The organism is Corynebacterium endometrii (genome assembly GCF_004795735.1).
GTDB classification, from domain to species: domain Bacteria; phylum Actinomycetota; class Actinomycetes; order Mycobacteriales; family Mycobacteriaceae; genus Corynebacterium; species Corynebacterium endometrii.
Map to the genome: position 1 here is coordinate 269,203 of NZ_CP039247.1, position 17,183 is coordinate 286,385.

Sequence of the window (17,183 nt, forward strand, 5' to 3'; positions counted from 1 at the left end):
CCATGAAATCCCTGGTTAACGCCGCTGCGAGGCGGACCAAGCAAGGTTCCCGGGCCCTGATAGCGGGGCTGAGGCGCGCCGAGCCGGAGCGCCTTGCGTTCCTCGCGGTGGGCGAGTCCGTGGCCTGGTCGCGCCTATTCCAGTGGGACCGTGCCGACAAGGGATTATCCCGCGCCGTTACTCCAGTGTTGGCGCTGAGCCTGGCCCGCTTGCCCAAGACCCGCTCCACCGGCTACCTTGCGGGTGCGCTAGCGGCCGGCAGCGTGGGCCAGTGGGTCAAAACCCGCGGCCTTGCCAGGCCGTCCGCGCTGGGCGTGGCGGGAGTATCCGGCCACTACGCCGGATACGGTTTCGCCCTATGGCATGCCGGCGCCCGCCCTACTCCTACGATGGCGGCGGTAGGCGGGGCCGCGGTACTCGGCGGGACCCTCGCCGCGGCCGCAAAGAGCCCGGCCCACGTTCCGGCGGTGCTCATCGGTGGCGCGTGCGCCGCACTCAACGCGGCGCTGGCCGATGACCCCTCCTTCCGCGAAAACAACGCCCCGGTCCAGGCGCAGGGTCTAAGCCACGGCGCGAACCTGCTCATGGTGTCCGAGGCGGCCACCTTCGCCCGCGCACTCACCACGCCCGGGACTTGGGGCTTTCGCGGGCTGGGTGCCGCCGAGGCGGCGGCCCATTACCTGGGTTCTTTCCTACTGTTCGAGGGGCTTGCGCGCCGGTAACGCGCCCGTCCTGCCGTAAGCAAGATGGCGGTGGACCCATTCGAATGGGCCCTGCCAGCCCATCTTTTCCCACACCCAGGCGGCAATGAGCATGGCCGCCCACGCCCCGGCGGCCATAAGCCCCAGCATGGTGGCGCCCGCGTTCGCGCCCAAGCCCAACAGGTATGGCTGGACCAAGATAAATAGCACGATGGATTGCAGGATATAGCCGCTCATGGACCGCTTACCCAGCGCCGCGGCCACCTGAAGCGGTAGAGGCATAGTACCGCCGGCGTCGACCTTCCTTTGTGTCCCCTCACAGGCCAGCGCCAGGCCCGCCAGGATTGCCGGGCCGGTGAGCACACCGAGCAAGGAATTTAGCATAGCCAAGCCGGGTTCCCACCCGGCGGGCAGCACCCCAAGGGCCGCTAGGCCCCACGGAATGCCCACGCCTGCGGCCACCACCGCGCCCGTAATGACCCAGCGCCACAGCATGGGACGGTGCTTATCCACATGGGCGAGCACGCCCCGGCGGGCCCACACAAAACCGATCAACATCACCGGCAAATAGGACAGCAAAAACACGGGCAGGGTTGTTAACTGAGAGAGCATCCAATTCGCATTAATCCCCAGCGTCTCCCCGTAAGACGCTCCAGCCCCCGGAACCGCAAAGACGTCCATCCCCGCCCCGAGGAAGGCCACTATCATCGTGGACAGCAATCCCAGGGCCAGCCATATTCCCAGGAGCACCCACGCGGTAGTCATCAGCGCCTTATTCCTCATAGGCATCAGCACAGCCAGCACTATGCCAGCGAAGCCGTAGAGCATCATTATGTCACCAAAGAACAACAGGACTCCGTGGATAATGCCAAAAAGGGCGAGGATCCCGTACCGGAGGATGAGGCGGCCCCGGGCGGCGGGAAGCGGATAGCCCTTGCGCCACAGGCTCATGGCCAGCAAGCCAACGCCGAAGCCCAGCAGCGTGGAAAACATCGGTAACCCGCGCGAATGCGCCGTCACGGCCGTAACCATGACGGTGGGAACATCAGCGGCATGGACCACCCCGCCCAAGCTGCTGGCCCGTAACTCCGGGCTCGCCGGCGCCCATGCGGTGGGGACGTTCGCCAGGGCGATGCCCAACAACGCCAAGCCACGGGCGATGTCCGGGACAATCATGCGGTGGTTCTGCTGTGCCTGTGTCATGCACTTCAAAGTACCGCAGGCAGCCCTTTTGTGCGCGGGCTACCTCGTGAAACGCCGGCGGTGCGGCGCGGGGCTGTTAAAGGCTGGTTGGAGTGAGGCCTAGGATAATCCAGTAAAAACCGCACTGAGACCGAGCATCGTGGCAAGCGTCGCCAACGGGATGGCCACCGTGACCATGGCGATATCCTTGTACGAAAGCTTATGGGTCATGCCGCAAACAATCAGCATCGTGAGGATCGCGCCATTGTGGGGCAAGGAGTCGAAGGAAACCGATGCCATTGCCGTCACTCGGTGCATCAGTTCCATGCTAATTCCTTGGGATTGGGCTAATTCGGCAAGATCGCCACCAAGCGTCTGCATTGTGATACTCAAGCCGCCAGACGAGGATCCGGTAATGCCGGAAATTACGGCGGTCGAGACAACGGAGACGACCAAGGCATTGTCACTAACCTGGTACATGTTGTCGCGGATTATCGCAAAGATGGCAAGAGACGCAATTACCGCACCGTATCCAACCTCGCTCGCCGTGGTCATACAGGGGACAACGGCGTTCTTCGCGCCCTCGGAAAAATCAGCCACGGATCTTTTCACCCGCTGAGGAAACATCAACACGATTACTACAACGGCTGTTGCAAGCGCGGCGGTGGGGGACCACACGCCCACGAGAGAGTCAATATCCGTGCTGCCAAACTCTTCCTCAGCGAGGTAGCCGGTGTCTAACCACCCGGCGAGGAAATAGACGAAGACGAAGTTGACCACAATGACCACAAGAATTGGAAGTAACCCCAGCATTCCTTGGACCTTGACGCTCCTATCCACTCTCGTGGTCAATGAAGCAGGGGCCGAGGAATCCGTATCGGAGCGGTCGACATGAAAATGCTCGCCACCGATCTCAAGATCTTCCTCACCATCTCCTAACCCGGCTGGTGTTTCTATGACTTTTCCGTCCTTAGTGATCGGTTCAAAGCGTTCCCCAGCTTGGTGGAGCTGCTTAACACGATGGCTTAGCCAGAGCATGCCCAGGGTCATCATCAGTAACGCCGAAATGATTCCGAACCACGGTGCCGCATAAATGTTTGTTCCGAAGTACGAAGTTGGGATGGCATTGTGGATTTGAGGAGAACCCGGCAAAGCCGCGAGTGCGAAGGTAATGGTACCCAGAGCAATGGCCGCTGGCATAAGGCGCCTTGGTAACTCGGATTCACGGAAGAGCGCAGTAGCGATGGGGACGATGGTAAACGCCACAACCCACGCGGACACACCCCCGTAGGTGAGTAGGGCTGTGGCAATCACGGTTGAGAGCATCGCGCGTTTCGGTCCAAACAGTGCAGTGATTCCTCGGGCAAGATAACGGGCCAGGCCGGTAGCCGTCATGAGATATCCGAAAATAGCGCCGAAGAGGAAAAGCGGGAAGTAGGAGGTAACGAAGTCTCCTAATGCGGGCATAAAAATCTGCGTGTAGGTTCCCAGAAGCGGAGCACCAGAAAACAGGACGGCTATTAGTACGGCTATCGGTGCTACCACGATGACGGAATGCCCACGGTAGGCCAGACCGACAAGGGCGATGAGGGACAGGACTACGCCGATAAAGCTTAGGACCATGGCTTCCTTTCGGGAGAGTCATTGAAAATAAAAACGTCGGGCTTCACTGGGGATTAGCTGAAAACGGCCCTCGTAATTCGGGTATAGATAAAATCGATCACTATGACCCGCATTGACCCAGCACGTGAACCATCGGCGCCTATGAGCACACGGGAGAAAATCCTTTCGACCTCACGTCGACTCTTCAGTGAAAACTCGTTTGGGGATGTGTCATTAAAAGACATCGCCGAAGACGCAGGGGTATCAGTGGCGCTAATCGTCAAGCACTTCCAGAACAAAGACCGTTTGTTCGAGGAAACCGTTGATTTCAGTGTCTCTTCAGCGGCCCTTTTTGCGGGCCCATTTACTGAGCTTGGGCGCACTGCTATCAAAGAGACACTCACGGCCCCCATCAACGCGCCTTATTCCATGGCCCGAATGATTTCCGTTGCCAATGGAAAGACCGAATCCTTGAATGCGATTGGAAAGCGAATCAAAACGGATTTGATGGAGGTCTTAGCGAGCAGGATTAGGGAAGAGGCTCCTAATCCCACACCATCGCCAGAGTTGCGTGCCCAGAGTGCAATGAGCCTCCTGCTTGGGCTTAGTTTGATGCGTCGTTTTGGAGACACAGAATTCCAAGCCTTCAGTGCTCAAGTTTTGGAGGACCATTATTCGCAGCTGTTGCAAGAACTGATTGATGGTGAATCGAGATAGAAAGTCCGCTCTCAAAATGTGAGGGCGGACTACGAAGCGAGTTTTAATTCTCCTTGGCTCGGACTTCGTTGATGATCGCGGAGAAATCAAGTTCCGCGTGGCCATCCTCTACGAATTTGGCGTACTGCTCAGCGGCGATGCGGCCCAGCACGGTATCAGTTCCGGTCTCCTCGGCTGAGGCCATCGCTAGCTTGAGGTCTTTGAGCATCAGAGCCGATGCGAAGCCCGGCTTAAATCCATTATTCGCCGGGGAGCTTGGAACAACATCTGGCACAGGGGCGTTGACGGATAAGGACCATGAATTGCCGGTCGCGTTGGAAACAACATCAAAGAAGGCCTGGTGATCGAGGCCAAGACGCTCTCCTAATACGATGGCCTCCGCAAGTACTATCTGCTGAACTGCGAGAATCATATTATTGCAGGCCTTAACAGCTTGGCCATTGCCAGCGCTACCACAGTGGGTCACGGTGCGTCCCATTATTTCGAGTAGAGGCTTAGCCTCGGTGAAAGCCGCTTCAGAACCACCAACCATGAAGGCTAGGGTGCCGGCCTCTGAACCCGCTACGCCACCTGAAACCGGGGCATCGATGAATCGGGAACCATTTGATTCCAGTAACTCACCAACCTCACGTGCCTCCGCCACTGAGATGGTGGAGGAATCGATGAACAAGCGGGGGGTTGGGTCGGCGTCCAAGATTTGAGTGATGACCTGTTTAACCAAACCACCGTTTGGAAGCATGGTGATTAATACCTCGGCGCCCTGGGCCGCCGCAGTTACCGTGTCCACCGCGTCGACACCCCTGGCGGTAGCTTTTTTGCGAGCTTCTTCAACAACATCGAAGCCTGATACCTCATGGCCGGCGGCTGCGAGATTAGCAGCCATTGGGCCACCCATATTGCCCAAACCGATGAATGCGATGCGAGTCATTTTAAATATCCTTTCCTTGCTCGTTAGTCCATCACCGGCATGGTGAATTGTGGGCCGGCATTTTCATCCTCCGGCCAACGCGAGGTGACCGTCTTTGTCTTGGTGTAGAAGCGGAAGGAGTCTGGCCCATGCTGATTCAGGTCGCCAAATCCGGAAGCCTTCCAGCCACCGAAGGTGTGATATGCGATTGGCACAGGGATAGGAACGTTCACGCCGACCATGCCGACCTGGACATTCTGGACGAAGTCCCGAGCGGCGCCACCGGATTGGGTGAAGATTGCAACGCCATTGCCATAGATATGATCGTTTGGCAGCTTGATAGCCTCCTCGAGGGTTTCCGCGCGAACCATACACAGAACTGGGCCAAAGATTTCTTCGGTATAGATGGACATATCGGTGGTGACGTTGTCGAAGAAAGATGGGCCCGTGTAGAAACCGTCTTCAATCGACTCGCCTTCGTGCTCAATGCCGCTAAGATCCAGTTCACGGCCATCATTAATCAAATCGGCTCCGGCTTCGACGCCCTCGCCGACTAGGCGTACCACGCGGTCACGAGCTTCTGCCGTGACGAGTGGGCCGTAATCGGCTTCGGGATCCAGCGAGTGCCCAACCTTGAGATCAGGGATGCGCTTCTGGAGAGCATCGCGGAGCTTGTCTGCAGTGTCCTTGCCGACTGGAACCACTACGGATAGCGCCATGCATCGTTCACCGGCGGAACCGAACGCGGCGCCTACCAGGGTGTCTGCGGTGGCTTCGATATCGGCATCAGGCAGGACGATTGCATGATTCTTTGCGCCGCCGAAGCATTGGGAGCGCTTGCCGGTGGCCGCACAGCGCTCGTAGATGTATTTCGCAATCGGGGTGGAGCCCACGAAACCAACGGCCTTAATAACCTCGGAGTCCAAGATTGCGTCTACTGCGTCCTTGCCGCCATGAACGACATTGAGAACGCCGGCTGGGCCACCTGCTTCGATGAACAACTCGGCTAGGCGGTTAGGGACGGATGGATCGCGCTCGGACGGTTTTAGGACGAACGTGTTACCCGCTGCCAGTGCAGGCCCGGCCTTCCATAGGGGGATCATCGCTGGGAAGTTAAATGGAGTAATGCCTGCTACTACACCCAGCGGCTGGCGCAGCGAGTAGGTATCAATGCCAGTACCGACCTCTGGAGAATACTCACCCTTCAACTGATGAGGCGCGCCAAGTGCGAATTCCAGCACGTCAACGCCGCGGAGGATATCACCTTTGGCATCTGGGAAGGTCTTACCATGCTCGAGTGAAAGCTGGCGGGCCAGCTCATCCATGTTGGCGTGGATGAGCTGAATCCACTTCATGATGACGCGAATACGCTTTTGCGGGTTCTGCGCGGCCCAGCCCTTCTGTGCCTTCTGCGCAGAAGCAATCACGTAATCGACATCGGCTTTGTTAGCTAGAACTACATCCGCCTGAGCTTTACCCAGCGATGGGTTGAGTACAGGCTGGGTATTCCCACTGGTGCCTTCGTAGGGTTTGCCGTCAACGTAGTGGAGGATAGTGTTCATCATGGTTTCCTTCCTGAGCTGTCAAGTTTCATTTTTGTGACCGTCATGCCATTGCTTGCTCGGATAAAGCTCAGCAATTGTCCGTACGGTGCACTCTATGAGATGTGCAACACATTTTCACTGCTATCGTGACTGCAATCACTATTTACCCCCGCGGTCGCATTGGTATGCCTTGATAGCCAGTGCAGTTTCAATGAGATGGAGAAACCAATGGGGTGAACGCTATTCACCGTTGAAAATCGCCTATTTTTAGCCGCATGAGCTGGGTAAAGTGGCTAGCAATTAGAAGAAATAGAGATGAGAACCTGGAACTTTAACTACAAGGGAGCTACATGACGGTCCAATTGAATTGGGAAGCAGATGTCATTCTCAACGAAGGCGATATCGCTACCTTGCGCCCAGTACGTGACGACGATCGGCAAAAACTGAGGCAGTTCTGGGGAAAGCTTTCTGATAAATCCAAATATTTGAGGTTCTTTTCAACGCATCCCACTTTGACGGATCAAGATCTCGATGACTGGCTGGACACCGATGGGTATGACAAAGTCACGCTTGTTATAGAGGAGCGTGACCATATCGTTGCTGTCGCGAGCTATAAAATCGTGGAGCAGCTCTTGCCGGCTCGCGTGGGGGATGTTTCCTTCCTGGTGCAGGATTCTCACCATGGAAAGGGAATCGGCCCAATTTTGCTAGAGCATCTCGCGGAGATCGGTCGCGAGGGGAAGATTGAACGTTTCTTCGCTGAAATGCTTACCCAGAATCGCCATATGGTGAAAGTCTTTATAGCTGCGGGGTACAGAGTAAAACCGGAGCTTGAAGATGGTTACATTACAGTCGATTTCACGATCGCAGCGCACGAGGTTTCCCGCGAAGTTTTAGAGCGTCGGGAACTTCGCTCGGAGGCTAATTCCATCAGACGGCTCTTGAACCCTAAGTCAGTCGCGGTATTGGGGTCCATCGAAAACGTGCGGACGATCATTCCATCGTTAGTGGCGGGAAAGTTCCGGGGAAATCTCCACATCCTTACTACCGAGAGTGCGGATTCGTACATGGCGGATGCCATCGCCAACATTGATGAAGACGTTGATCTGTTGTTGCTCGGGCGCATCGATGACCAATTTGATAGTGTGCTCGACGCAGCAGCACGCAAGAACGTGGCTGGCATCGTGGCAGTTGCGGGTTCGCAAAACCACGGTCTCAGCCGGGAACGCTCGATGGAGATCGTAGCGAAAGCTCGTGATCATGGGATTCGTGCTCTCGGTCCGGCAGCTCTTGGGATTATTAATACGTATCCCAGCGTGCAGTTAAACGCATCACCTGCGCCGATGCCAAGGCATGGCAGGGTTGGTTTGTTTACTCAGTCCGCGGGTGTCGCTACGGTAATGCTTTCTTCGGCTGTTGAGAATGGCACTGGGCTTTCATCTTTTATTGCGTCTGGTTCTTACGCCGATGTCACTGGCAATGATGTCATCCAGTACTGGTCCGATGACGAACGCACCGATATCTGCCTGTTGTCGCTGGATTACATTGGTAATCCGCGCAAGTTTTTCCGAGTACTACACCGTCTGGCTTTACAAAAGCATGTGGTGGTTTTCTTGCCGTCTCGCGCACTGAAGTCAGCGCGGCACTATGACATCGAAGGGCTTACTGCAGCTACGCCGGAAGCTCTAGATGAAGTAATTCGGCAGACGGGGTCGATGGTCGTCACTCGTCGCGAGACTATGTACAACGTTGCGCGACTCCTCGCTCGGCAGCCCTTACCAAAGGGAAACCGTGTGGCCGTTATCTCGAACTCTTTGGGACTAGTCCAGCAAATGGCGCAATCAGCTGAGAGGTTTGGTCTTGTTCCACAACTGCAGGAACTCGTTATCGACTACCCGGTTGTGGGAATCCCCAAAGCCGTGGAAACCGTATTGGAAGACCCCACTGTGGATGCCGTCTTGGTGACGGTGGTGGACGTCGATTCATCCGTGCTAGCCCCAGTGCATCAGCGGTTAGAAAGCATTGCCTCAACGACAACCGATGTGCCGTTGGTGGCCAGTTACACAGGTTTCGATCGCCCGTCATTTCCAACGACGGATAGCGAGGAGAAGGGACAGCTTCCGCTGTTTCACACCTACGCTGATGCTTTAGAGGCTCTGAGTCTGATCCACGCGACTGAAATCAAGCGTGAGGAGGCTAAACCGCTCGAAGAAGATGAGATAGCTAAAGGTGATAAACAAACTGCCCGCGCCATCGTCGAGGACATTCTGCGTGATGCTCCGGAAGGTCGATGGGCAACTGATGAAGAATGCGCAGCCATATTGTCTGCCTACGGCGTAGACATAGTCCCTTGGAAGGCGGTGAACAGCTATGAAGAAGCGATTGAAGCTGCCATTGAACAAGGCTGGGACGTAGTCCTGAAGTGTGTGAGCCCTGTGGTTCGAGGACGAAATGAGCTGCCGACGGTAGTTCGCCACATCAAAGACAGGGACTCCATGGCTGAAGCATGGAAAACCATTAGCCTGATGGCCAAGGAACTTGGGCTTGATGCCCAAGGGGATCCAAGAGTGTTGGAACCGGTAGTCCAGACCAACGTTTCTGCAGGTGCTTCCTTAGCTATCAAGGCATTCGAAGATCCTGTACTAGGGCCCATCGTTTCTGTAGGTATGACGGGAATCGCATCTGACCTGTTGGAGGATCTGTCGTGGCGCGTCCCTCCGATGCGGCGTCGCGATGCACGATCCATGTTGGAGTCGCTCAAGGCTGCACCGTTGCTGGGTGGGTATAAGGGCACCAAGTCATCGAGGATGGACACCCTGGAAGACGTGATAATGGCGGTCAGCGCGCTTAACGATGACATCGCGTCCGTGGTGGACATTGAATTGACACCGGTTATTGCCGCGGTGGAGAGCACCCCAGTGGTTGGTGCCAGGATGCGAGTCGCGCCATTGAAGGACGTACGTGATCCGTTAGCTAGGAAGATAAGTTAGGGCGCGTCATGACGACTTTAGGGGTTGAGCCTCGGCCACTGCTGGTTATCACGGAGGAAATGTATTCCTATTCATTTGGTGATGACCATCCTTGGGTGGCGGACCGGGCTAAAGTGGCCGTGGACGTTGCCAGCCATTTCGGATTACTTGGTCAGTTTGACGTTTCATATCCTCATCCACTGGATGACGCGACCCTTCGGTTGGTGCACTCTCAGGATTACATCGATGCCACTCGCAGCGGAGCGCCCAATCCGAAGTACGGTATCGGCACCGATGACAATCCCCTCAATCCACAGCTTCCGGAGGCGGCGTCAAGAATTGCGGCTGGAACGCTCGATGCTGTCAAAGCCGTATTCGAGGGCGTGGCTCCGCGGGCCGTGAATCTCTCGGGTGGTCTCCACCACGCCTTTGCGAGCTCCATGTCGGGTTTCTGCTTGTACAACGATGCTGCGATTGCGATTCAGTGGTTACTTGACCATGGGCTAGAGCGCGTGGCTTACGTCGATTTCGACGCTCACCACGGCGATGGCGTGGAATCTATTTTCTGGAATGATCCCCGAGTTCTGACTATTTCCATCCATGAATCGGGGCTCTATCTCTTTCCTAACACTGGGTTTGCCAAGGACATCGGCGGCCCTAATGCTGCGGGAACGGCGGTCAATGTGGCATTACCAAAGGACGCCTCCGATGATGAGTGGCTGCAAACTATTCACGCGATTATCCCGCCATTGTTGAAAAAATTTCGACCGCAATTCGTCATCAGTCAACACGGGGCTGACCCCCATCGCGATGACCCGTTGGCGGATCTCCAGATCTCAATCAATGCGATGGCGCGTGCATATCACTCCATGAGGGAGTGGGCTGAGTCTTTTGCCGACGGCAAATGGGTAGCGGTAGGCGGGGGTGGTTATCGCATGGACTCCGTTGCTAGAGCCTGGACACAGGTTCTTGCAGCGGTTGCCGATGTCGAGTTGAATCTCTCTGCGAAGATGCCGGATTATTGGGAGTCCAAGTTCGGTTCGGGTGTTTCCAGAACCTTAGGAGATGCGGGAGTTTCTGCGTTAATAGACAACTTTGATCCGCATCGAATTGTCACCCACTGCCCGCACCCAGCTTTGGTTCAGACCTCGGGGTATGTCTTTCCTTATTGGGGATTGCGGCCGTACGGATAAAACCAATTAAGCCCCAGTTCAACTTGCGAACTGGGGCTTAATGGTGGCGGTTAGCGTGGCGGCATACGCAGCGCACCATCCAGGCGAATTGTTTCACCATTAAGGTAATTATTGTCAGCTATTTGCGTGACGAGCTTTGCAAACTCTTCCGGCTTTGCCATGCGGGAGGGGAACTGAACCAGTTCCTCGAGTTTCTCTCGGAACTCAGGGGTAATTTGCTCCATCATCGGTGTTAGTACAACGCCTGGAGCGATTGTGTTGACGCGAATACCGTTAGAAGCAAGGTCACGGGCCGCGGTAATAGAGAGTGCTTGAACTGCACCCTTGGAAGCGGCGTAAGCGGCTTGCCCTACCTGTCCTTCGAATGCTGCTACGGATGCCGTGTTAATTATGACGCCGCGCTGCCCATCTTCATCTATTGGCTCATTTGCAGCAATGGCAGCGGCTGCGGCAGTCATGACGTGGAACGTGCCCATCAAGTTAACGTTGATTGTCGTAGCGAAGAGTTGGGGATCGTGAGTGCCCTTGCGGGAAAGAATGCGTTGGGAAGGGCAGATGCCCGCGCAATTGACAGCGAGGCGGAGTGGGGCGATTGAAACCGCAGCCTCTATGCCTTCCGTAACGGCGTCATAGTCTGTCACGTCTACGTCGAGATAGGTCACGCCATCGATAGCGGAGCCGATTTCCTGGGCTTTGTCGATAGATTTTTTGAGATCGAAGGCTATGACATGGACGCCTGCGTTGTGGAGTGCTTCGGCGGTCGCCGCGCCCAAACCGGACGCGCCGCCCGTGACTACAGCAGAAATAGAGTTATCAAGCTTCATGAGATGTCTTTCTTCTTCGTACCAAGGAATTGCGATTAGACGAATGCGGATACTCCGGTGATGGCCCTTCCTACAATTAGCGAGTTGACCTCGTAGGTTCCTTCGTAGGTATAAAGGATTTCAGCGTCATTGAATAGTTTGGACAGCTCGAATTCCGTGAGAATACCGTTTCCGCCCCCGATTTCGCGGGCTAGAGCAGCAGACTCGCGCGTCAGGCGCGTTGTCGTTGATTTGGCCATTGCTGCGTGCGGCATTTCCAGTTGCCCCGATTCCTGGAGACGGGCAATGCTCGCCATCATGCTGAGGGAGGCTGTGGTATTGCCAAGGATGCGAGCGAGCTTTTCCTGAATGAGCTGGAACTTGGCGATAGGGCGTCCAAATTGCTCACGGGTAATGGCGTACTCGCGAGCCACATCGAAAATGGCAAGCCCCAGTCCAGCGCCTTGCCATGCTACCCAGGCTCGGGAGGAGCACAGGAAGTCATTGGTGTTGCGGAATGACTTCGCGCCGGGGATAAGCGCTGAATCTGGAACCTTGACATTGTCGTAGATAATGTTTGCATTCTGCATGATCCTCAGGCCGGATTTGCCCGAAATCTTGGTGGCGGAAACGCCTTCCAAGCTGTGCTCGATGAGGAAACCCTTGATCTCGCCATCTGCTAGATCACGAGCGAAGCAAATGGAGAAGTCCGCGAAGGTACCTCCACCGATCCAGCGTTTTTCGCCATTGATGACCCAGCCATCGTTTGTCTTTTCCGCGGTCGTCGCCAGGCCGCCAGCGATATCTGAACCGTGATTGGGCTCGGTAAGGGCAAAGCAACCTACCCGTTCGAATTTGGTAAGCCCTTCTAGCCATTTTTCCTTTTGTTCCTCTGATCCCAGAGCAGCGATGAGGGCAACGATGAGTTCGTTGTGGATCCCTACAAACGCGGACAGGGAAACATCCGCGCGAGTCACCTCCGCATAAACTAAGCCGCGAAACAACCTAGAGGTGCCAGAAAGTTCGATGGCTCCTAACCCGTGTTCCGCGAGTTTGGGAAGAAGATCAAATGGCAATTCCTCCCTGTCCCAGTACGGGCCTACCACCGGACGTATTTCAGTCTGTAGGAATTCGTGGATTTGCTGGAGCTTTTTTCGCTCATCGTCATTGAGCTGGTCAGCTACGGACAATATATCTGCTTGGGGATACTTAACGTTAGCGAGGATTTGGATCTTCTCGTGATTCTTTGGCAATTGCGGCGGCATTGGTTAACTCCTGACTTCTAGGGTTCAGCACATTCTCGTTTCCGGAGCGCCGAAGAGTTTAGGTGTACATTTTTGAGTTATACCGTACAGTACTTAGTGGCCTATGTCACTAGGGCCGGGTAATTTTTGCAATCTTGACGGTTCGGTAGGGAGTCTGGAGGGAAAGTGGGAGTAGGTCATCCGCATTGGTGATCTACTCAAGTCTTTGAAGCAAGTTAACGATGAGGAGATCCTTGTGAACGCCCCTGCCCCCGTTCCGCTCACTCCGAGGCAGCGAGAACTGTTTAATGCCCTCTTGCGAGATTTTCTCTCGGAAGGTTTTGAAAATTTCACCATCGATTCTGCGGTGAAGAAATATCACTGTTCCAAGTCGACCATTTACGGGATTGGTGCGACCCGCGACCAAATCATCTCCAGGATCTTAATTAGTTACTTTAAGGAGATTGCACGGCGAACGGCGCCGCAGGCTAAGAGAGCTGGCAGTTTGGCTGTCGCATTGGAGGACTACTTTGACGCGATGACCTCGGCTCTTGAAGGAGCTTCGCCCAAGTTTATGGGGGACCTTGCCACTGAGCCTGTTGCGCGAGAGATCTACTCAATCAATACCGAAGCGGCGGTGAACGTAATCCATGGACTTATCGAAGAGGGGGTTGCTGCCGGAGAATTCAATGTAGATTCTGTGGGCTTTGCGTCTGTGCTTATTCAGCGGTCAATGCAGGATATTCAGCAGGGGATCTACTCTGCCCATTTGAACTCTAAAGATGCGTACCAGGCGCTCGGTCAAATCGTTCTTCGGGGGTTGTGCGTCTAGTTGGTAACAAATTCTTAACCTAAAAACCGTCTTCTTCCTTGGGCTTTGATTGGGGCGCCACCTTCGGGTGGCGCTTTTTCCGTCTAGACACTGGAAAATACTTTGAACTCGAATTATAGTGAAGTGCGACGCGGGTCACATTTAAGGCTAAAAGAGATTTAGATTTCAGCTTTTGGTCGTTTAAAGCACTCACCAATCCCGCGAAGGAACCAATCTTCAAGGAGCATCATGACGACAGTAACTGAGAGATTCCGCGCCGCACGTGACCTGCTGGTGTCCCACCAGCAGGACTACGAGGCCGCACGCGAGGCATTCGAATGGCCCCGATTCGAGCACTTTAATTTCGGTATCGATTGGTTTGACGCGGAGCTCGCTACCAATCCGGAGTCAAGGGACCGTGAAGCTCTAGTCATTCGCGAGGTAGACGGGAAAACTACACGCCGTACTTTCGCGGAGATGTCCGCGCGTTCGTCCCAACTTGCTAACTGGCTGGTGGACCAGGGGGTGCAGCGTGGTGACCGGGTCATGCTTATGCTTAACAACCAGGTTGAACTGTGGGAATCGATGCTGGCCTGTATCAAAGCTGGATTCGTGCTGAATCCAGCAACGGCAATGCTCGGAACGGTCGACCTTCAGGATCGTACGGAACGAGCTGAGGTTTCATGGGTAATCGCCAATGCTGAAGATGCGGCGAAGTTCCAAGGTGTTACCGCAGACATCACGATTATTCAGGTTGGAGATGAACCTGATGCACAGGACGCTCACCCCACTTTGCGCTACTCAGACTCATTCACAGCATCTGAAAACTTTGAGCCTTCCCAGGAAACTAGCGCTGATGAAACGCTGCTCTTTTACTTCACCTCCGGAACCACCTCCAAGGCGAAGTTAGTAGAGCACACCCACACCTCTTACCCGGTTGGTCACCTGACTACCATGTACTGGATTGGCCTAGAACCTGGTGACGTGCATCTGAACGTAGCCGCTCCCGGTTGGGCTAAGCACGCATGGTCTAATTTCTTCGCTCCATGGATTGCCGGTGCCACTATTTTCCTATTCAACTACTCGCGCTTTGATGCGAAAGCGCTGATGGATGCAATGGAAGCAGAAGGAGTCACTTCTTTCTGCGCCCCGCCTACTGTGTGGCGGATGCTTGTACAGGCTGACTTGGGTTCCATGGAAACCCCGCCCAAAAAGTTGGTTGCAGCCGGTGAGCCGCTCAATCCCGAGCTGATTAACACGGTTAAAAATGCCTGGAAGACCGATATCCGTGACGGTTTTGGCCAGACCGAAACTACGTTGCAGATCGCGAACACCCCGGGGCAAAGGGTGAAGGCCGGCTCGATGGGGCGTCCGCTGCCGGGCTGGGAGGTGGCACTGATTGACCCCGCGACGGATGAGATTGGTGACACGGGAGAGATATGCCTGAAGCTGGATCCTCGACCGGTGGGCTTGACCAAGGGCTATTTCGGCGATGATGACAAGAATGCTGAAACTTTCCGCGACGGTTACTACCACACGGGCGATATTGCAGAGCGGGATGAGGAAGGGTACATCTCCTACGTAGGTCGTGCGGATGACGTATTTAAGGCATCTGATTACCGCCTTTCCCCCTTCGAGCTGGAATCGGTCGTGATTGAGCATGCTGCGGTTGCGGAGGTGGCGGTGGTCCCATCGCCGGATCCAATTCGACTAGCGGTCCCGAAGGCATATGTTGCCCTAGCCCCAGGTTGGGAGCCAACGGCCGAAACTGCTGAACAGATTCTGAAGCATTGTCGCGATGGCCTGGCGCCGTACAAGCGTATTCGTCGCCTCGAATTCTTTGAGCTCCCGAAGACGGTTTCCGGAAAGATTCGCCGCGTTGACTTGCGCAAACGTGAAGGCGAAATCCACGTGTCAGACGGCGGTGAAACCAAGGCGTCTACGGAATTTGCTGATTCTGATTTCCCATCGTTGAAGGGATAGTGACCCGCTGCCTTAAGGCCAAGGCCTTCTTCGTGCCCCATGGAGGGTAGGGAGAAGGCCTTTTCATTTAGTAGCAAGATATATTCGAGTGCAGAGCGTGACAGCGAAAGTATAGGTCAATGGGGAGTCGGTAGAAGTGAGGAGCATGCATAAAACCAAGGGCGGCAAAATGGACAATGTGGCTGAAGGCCGTAGGCAGTGGGCAAAGCACAATGGCCAAGAGTCTGCAGACATATTGGCCTCGGTAACATCTACTATCAGGTTGGCACAGTATTTTGTGTCCGGAGGGGATAAATCTCTCGAGCCATTTGGGATCACCTTCGCCCAATTTGAGTTATTGACCCTACTCAATTACGCCCGTCGGGGATACCTGCCCATGTCTTCAATAGCGTCCAGGCTTCAGGTACCTCCGCCATCTTTGACACATACGGTAAGGAAGCTTGAGCGTGAGGGGCTACTCGAGCGTACGCCAGACCCTCAAGATAAGAGGTCGCTGCGAGTTTCTCTGACCGACCAAGGCACGGTCCTGCTCTCATCGGCGACGCCAGCCTTCAACGCCTTCCTTGCGTCGCTCGAGTTAGATTCCCAAGCGAGGGAAACGCTCATCGAAGTCTCTGCACGGCTGCGGGGCTTCGAGATATAGAAGCTAAAACTCAAAATCCGGCGCCGATGCTCCTATCGGAAAGGAGGTATCGGCGCCGGATTCTTTTTAAATTTTGTAATTACCGGTGCTTGAATTCTGCTTCGCGCTTTTCTACGAATGCAGACATACCCTCCTTCTGGTCCTCAGACGCAAAGATGGAGTGGAAGGTACGGCGTTCGAAGAGGATGCCTTGGGAAAGGAAAGTCTCATCGACGGCGTTAACCTGCTCCTTAATCAAGCTAGTGGCGACAAGAGACTTGGAAGCAATGAGCGCTGCGGTCTCAATTGCCTTGTCTACTAGTTGCTCAACAGGGTGGACGGAGGCGACCAAGCCGGAGCGCTCGGCTTCTTCGGCGCCCATCATGCGGCCGGTCAAACACATCTCCATAGCCTTAGCCTTGCCGATTGCGCGGGTGAGCCTCTGGGAGCCGCCCATACCGGGGGTTACGCCAAGGTTGACTTCCGGTTGTCCAAACTTGGCCTTCTCGCCCGCCATGATGAAGTCACACATCATTGCTAGTTCGCAGCCTCCACCGAGGGCGTAGCCATTGACAGCACCGATTACAGGGGTGCGAACGGCGGAAAGTCCGTCCCAGCCGGCAAACCAGTTGCTGTTGTACATTTCTGTAGCGGTTTTGGTTTGCATTTCTTTAATGTCGGCGCCGGCAGCAAAAGCCTTTTCGGAGCCGGTTAGGATAATGCAGCCGATGCCAGGGTCGGCGTCGAACGCTTGGGCCGCGGCGACGACCTCCTCCATCGTTTCCTTGTTGAGCGCGTTGAGGGCTTTGGGTCGGTTGAGGGTAATGATGCCCACGCGATCGTGCGTTTCAGTCAAGATGTTGTTGTATTCAGTCATGAAATCTCCTTGAATTGGGCGTTCAGCT

General features: G+C 55.2%; 14 protein-coding genes. 7 read left to right on the top strand and 7 right to left on the bottom strand.

What is annotated here, in order from left to right; genetic code table 11:
* Window positions 1-2 precede the first annotated feature (2 nt).
* Complete coding sequence (locus tag CENDO_RS01200) at window positions 3-722, top strand: hypothetical protein (RefSeq protein ID WP_136140407.1); 720 nt, start codon at window positions 3-5, stop codon at window positions 720-722.
* Here CENDO_RS01200 and CENDO_RS01205 read toward each other — a convergent pair.
* Complete coding sequence (locus CENDO_RS01205) at window positions 693-1,904, bottom strand: DUF418 domain-containing protein (protein ID WP_246014325.1); 1,212 nt, start codon at window positions 1,902-1,904, stop codon at window positions 693-695. The genes CENDO_RS01200 and CENDO_RS01205 overlap by 30 nt on opposite strands.
* Window positions 1,905-2,003: 99 nt before the next feature.
* Window positions 2,004-3,506: a GntP family permease gene (locus tag CENDO_RS01210; RefSeq protein ID WP_136140408.1), complete on the bottom strand. Its 1,503-nt coding sequence runs from the start codon at window positions 3,504-3,506 to the stop codon at window positions 2,004-2,006.
* Between the two features lie 102 nt (window positions 3,507-3,608).
* Between CENDO_RS01210 and CENDO_RS01215 the strand changes: the two genes are divergently transcribed.
* Window positions 3,609-4,202, top strand: a complete 594-nt coding sequence (locus CENDO_RS01215; protein WP_246014327.1) for a TetR/AcrR family transcriptional regulator — start codon at window positions 3,609-3,611, stop codon at window positions 4,200-4,202.
* A 43-nt stretch (window positions 4,203-4,245) separates the two neighbouring features.
* Here the strand turns inward: CENDO_RS01215 and mmsB are convergent, their stop codons facing one another.
* A complete protein-coding gene (gene mmsB / locus CENDO_RS01220) occupies window positions 4,246-5,130 on the bottom strand; it encodes a 3-hydroxyisobutyrate dehydrogenase (RefSeq protein WP_136140409.1) in 885 nt (294 codons plus the stop codon).
* 23 nt (window positions 5,131-5,153) lie between these two features.
* Window positions 5,154-6,671, bottom strand: a complete 1,518-nt coding sequence (locus CENDO_RS01225; protein WP_136142087.1) for a CoA-acylating methylmalonate-semialdehyde dehydrogenase — start codon at window positions 6,669-6,671, stop codon at window positions 5,154-5,156.
* Window positions 6,672-7,003: 332 nt separating this feature from the next.
* On the opposite strand from CENDO_RS01225, the gene CENDO_RS01230 reads away from it, so the two are divergent.
* Together CENDO_RS01230 and CENDO_RS01235 are read left to right on the top strand one after the other, a co-directional pair.
* Window positions 7,004-9,643 carry a GNAT family N-acetyltransferase gene (locus CENDO_RS01230; RefSeq protein ID WP_136140410.1) on the top strand — a complete coding sequence of 880 codons (2,640 nt, stop codon included), beginning with the start codon at window positions 7,004-7,006 and terminating at the stop codon, window positions 9,641-9,643.
* A gap of 8 nt (window positions 9,644-9,651) precedes the next feature.
* Window positions 9,652-10,815 (top strand): acetoin utilization protein AcuC, encoded by a 1,164-nt coding sequence (locus CENDO_RS01235; RefSeq protein ID WP_136140411.1) that lies wholly within the window; start codon window positions 9,652-9,654, stop codon window positions 10,813-10,815.
* A gap of 50 nt (window positions 10,816-10,865) precedes the next feature.
* Here CENDO_RS01235 and CENDO_RS01240 read toward each other — a convergent pair whose 3' ends face one another.
* Window positions 10,866-11,639 (bottom strand): SDR family NAD(P)-dependent oxidoreductase, encoded by a 774-nt coding sequence (locus CENDO_RS01240; RefSeq protein WP_136140412.1) that lies wholly within the window; start codon window positions 11,637-11,639, stop codon window positions 10,866-10,868.
* Window positions 11,640-11,674: 35 nt separating this feature from the next.
* Entirely contained in the window at window positions 11,675-12,883 is a 1,209-nt protein-coding gene (locus CENDO_RS01245; protein ID WP_136140413.1) for an acyl-CoA dehydrogenase family protein, read from the bottom strand.
* Between the two features lie 205 nt (window positions 12,884-13,088).
* Here CENDO_RS01245 and CENDO_RS01250 point away from each other — a divergent pair, with 205 nt between their 5' ends.
* The 3 genes from CENDO_RS01250 (at window position 13,089) to CENDO_RS01260 (ending at window position 16,299) form a co-directional block, all read left to right on the top strand.
* Window positions 13,089-13,694 carry a TetR/AcrR family transcriptional regulator gene (locus CENDO_RS01250; protein WP_246014328.1) on the top strand — a complete coding sequence of 202 codons (606 nt, stop codon included), beginning with the start codon at window positions 13,089-13,091 and terminating at the stop codon, window positions 13,692-13,694.
* A 228-nt stretch (window positions 13,695-13,922) separates the two neighbouring features.
* The gene (locus CENDO_RS01255) at window positions 13,923-15,656 is read left to right on the top strand and encodes an AMP-binding protein (RefSeq protein WP_136140415.1); all 1,734 of its coding nucleotides are present in this window, start codon (window positions 13,923-13,925) and stop codon (window positions 15,654-15,656) included.
* A 169-nt stretch (window positions 15,657-15,825) separates the two neighbouring features.
* A complete protein-coding gene (locus CENDO_RS01260; protein ID WP_246014398.1) occupies window positions 15,826-16,299 on the top strand; it encodes a MarR family winged helix-turn-helix transcriptional regulator in 474 nt (157 codons plus the stop codon).
* Window positions 16,300-16,378: 79 nt separating this feature from the next.
* Here CENDO_RS01260 and CENDO_RS01265 read toward each other — a convergent pair whose 3' ends face one another.
* Window positions 16,379-17,155 (bottom strand): enoyl-CoA hydratase, encoded by a 777-nt coding sequence (locus CENDO_RS01265; RefSeq protein WP_136140417.1) that lies wholly within the window; start codon window positions 17,153-17,155, stop codon window positions 16,379-16,381.
* Window positions 17,156-17,183: the final 28 nt, after the last annotated feature.

Excerpts from the sequence above, each read along its gene's own strand:
- CENDO_RS01200 (WP_136140407.1), top strand. The coding sequence starts at position 3 with ATGAAATCCCTGGTTAACGCCGCTGCGAGGCGGACCAAGCAAGGTTCC.
- CENDO_RS01205 (WP_246014325.1), bottom strand. The coding sequence starts at position 1,904 with ATGACACAGGCACAGCAGAACCACCGCATGATTGTCCCGGACATCGCC.
- CENDO_RS01210 (WP_136140408.1), bottom strand. The coding sequence starts at position 3,506 with ATGGTCCTAAGCTTTATCGGCGTAGTCCTGTCCCTCATCGCCCTTGTC.
- CENDO_RS01215 (WP_246014327.1), top strand. The coding sequence starts at position 3,609 with ATGACCCGCATTGACCCAGCACGTGAACCATCGGCGCCTATGAGCACA.
- mmsB (WP_136140409.1), bottom strand. The coding sequence starts at position 5,130 with ATGACTCGCATCGCATTCATCGGTTTGGGCAATATGGGTGGCCCAATG.
- CENDO_RS01225 (WP_136142087.1), bottom strand. The coding sequence starts at position 6,671 with ATGAACACTATCCTCCACTACGTTGACGGCAAACCCTACGAAGGCACC.
- CENDO_RS01230 (WP_136140410.1), top strand. The coding sequence starts at position 7,004 with ATGACGGTCCAATTGAATTGGGAAGCAGATGTCATTCTCAACGAAGGC.
- CENDO_RS01235 (WP_136140411.1), top strand. The coding sequence starts at position 9,652 with ATGACGACTTTAGGGGTTGAGCCTCGGCCACTGCTGGTTATCACGGAG.
- CENDO_RS01240 (WP_136140412.1), bottom strand. The coding sequence starts at position 11,639 with ATGAAGCTTGATAACTCTATTTCTGCTGTAGTCACGGGCGGCGCGTCC.
- CENDO_RS01245 (WP_136140413.1), bottom strand. The coding sequence starts at position 12,883 with ATGCCGCCGCAATTGCCAAAGAATCACGAGAAGATCCAAATCCTCGCT.
- CENDO_RS01255 (WP_136140415.1), top strand. The coding sequence starts at position 13,923 with ATGACGACAGTAACTGAGAGATTCCGCGCCGCACGTGACCTGCTGGTG.
- CENDO_RS01260 (WP_246014398.1), top strand. The coding sequence starts at position 15,826 with ATGGACAATGTGGCTGAAGGCCGTAGGCAGTGGGCAAAGCACAATGGC.
- CENDO_RS01265 (WP_136140417.1), bottom strand. The coding sequence starts at position 17,155 with ATGACTGAATACAACAACATCTTGACTGAAACGCACGATCGCGTGGGC.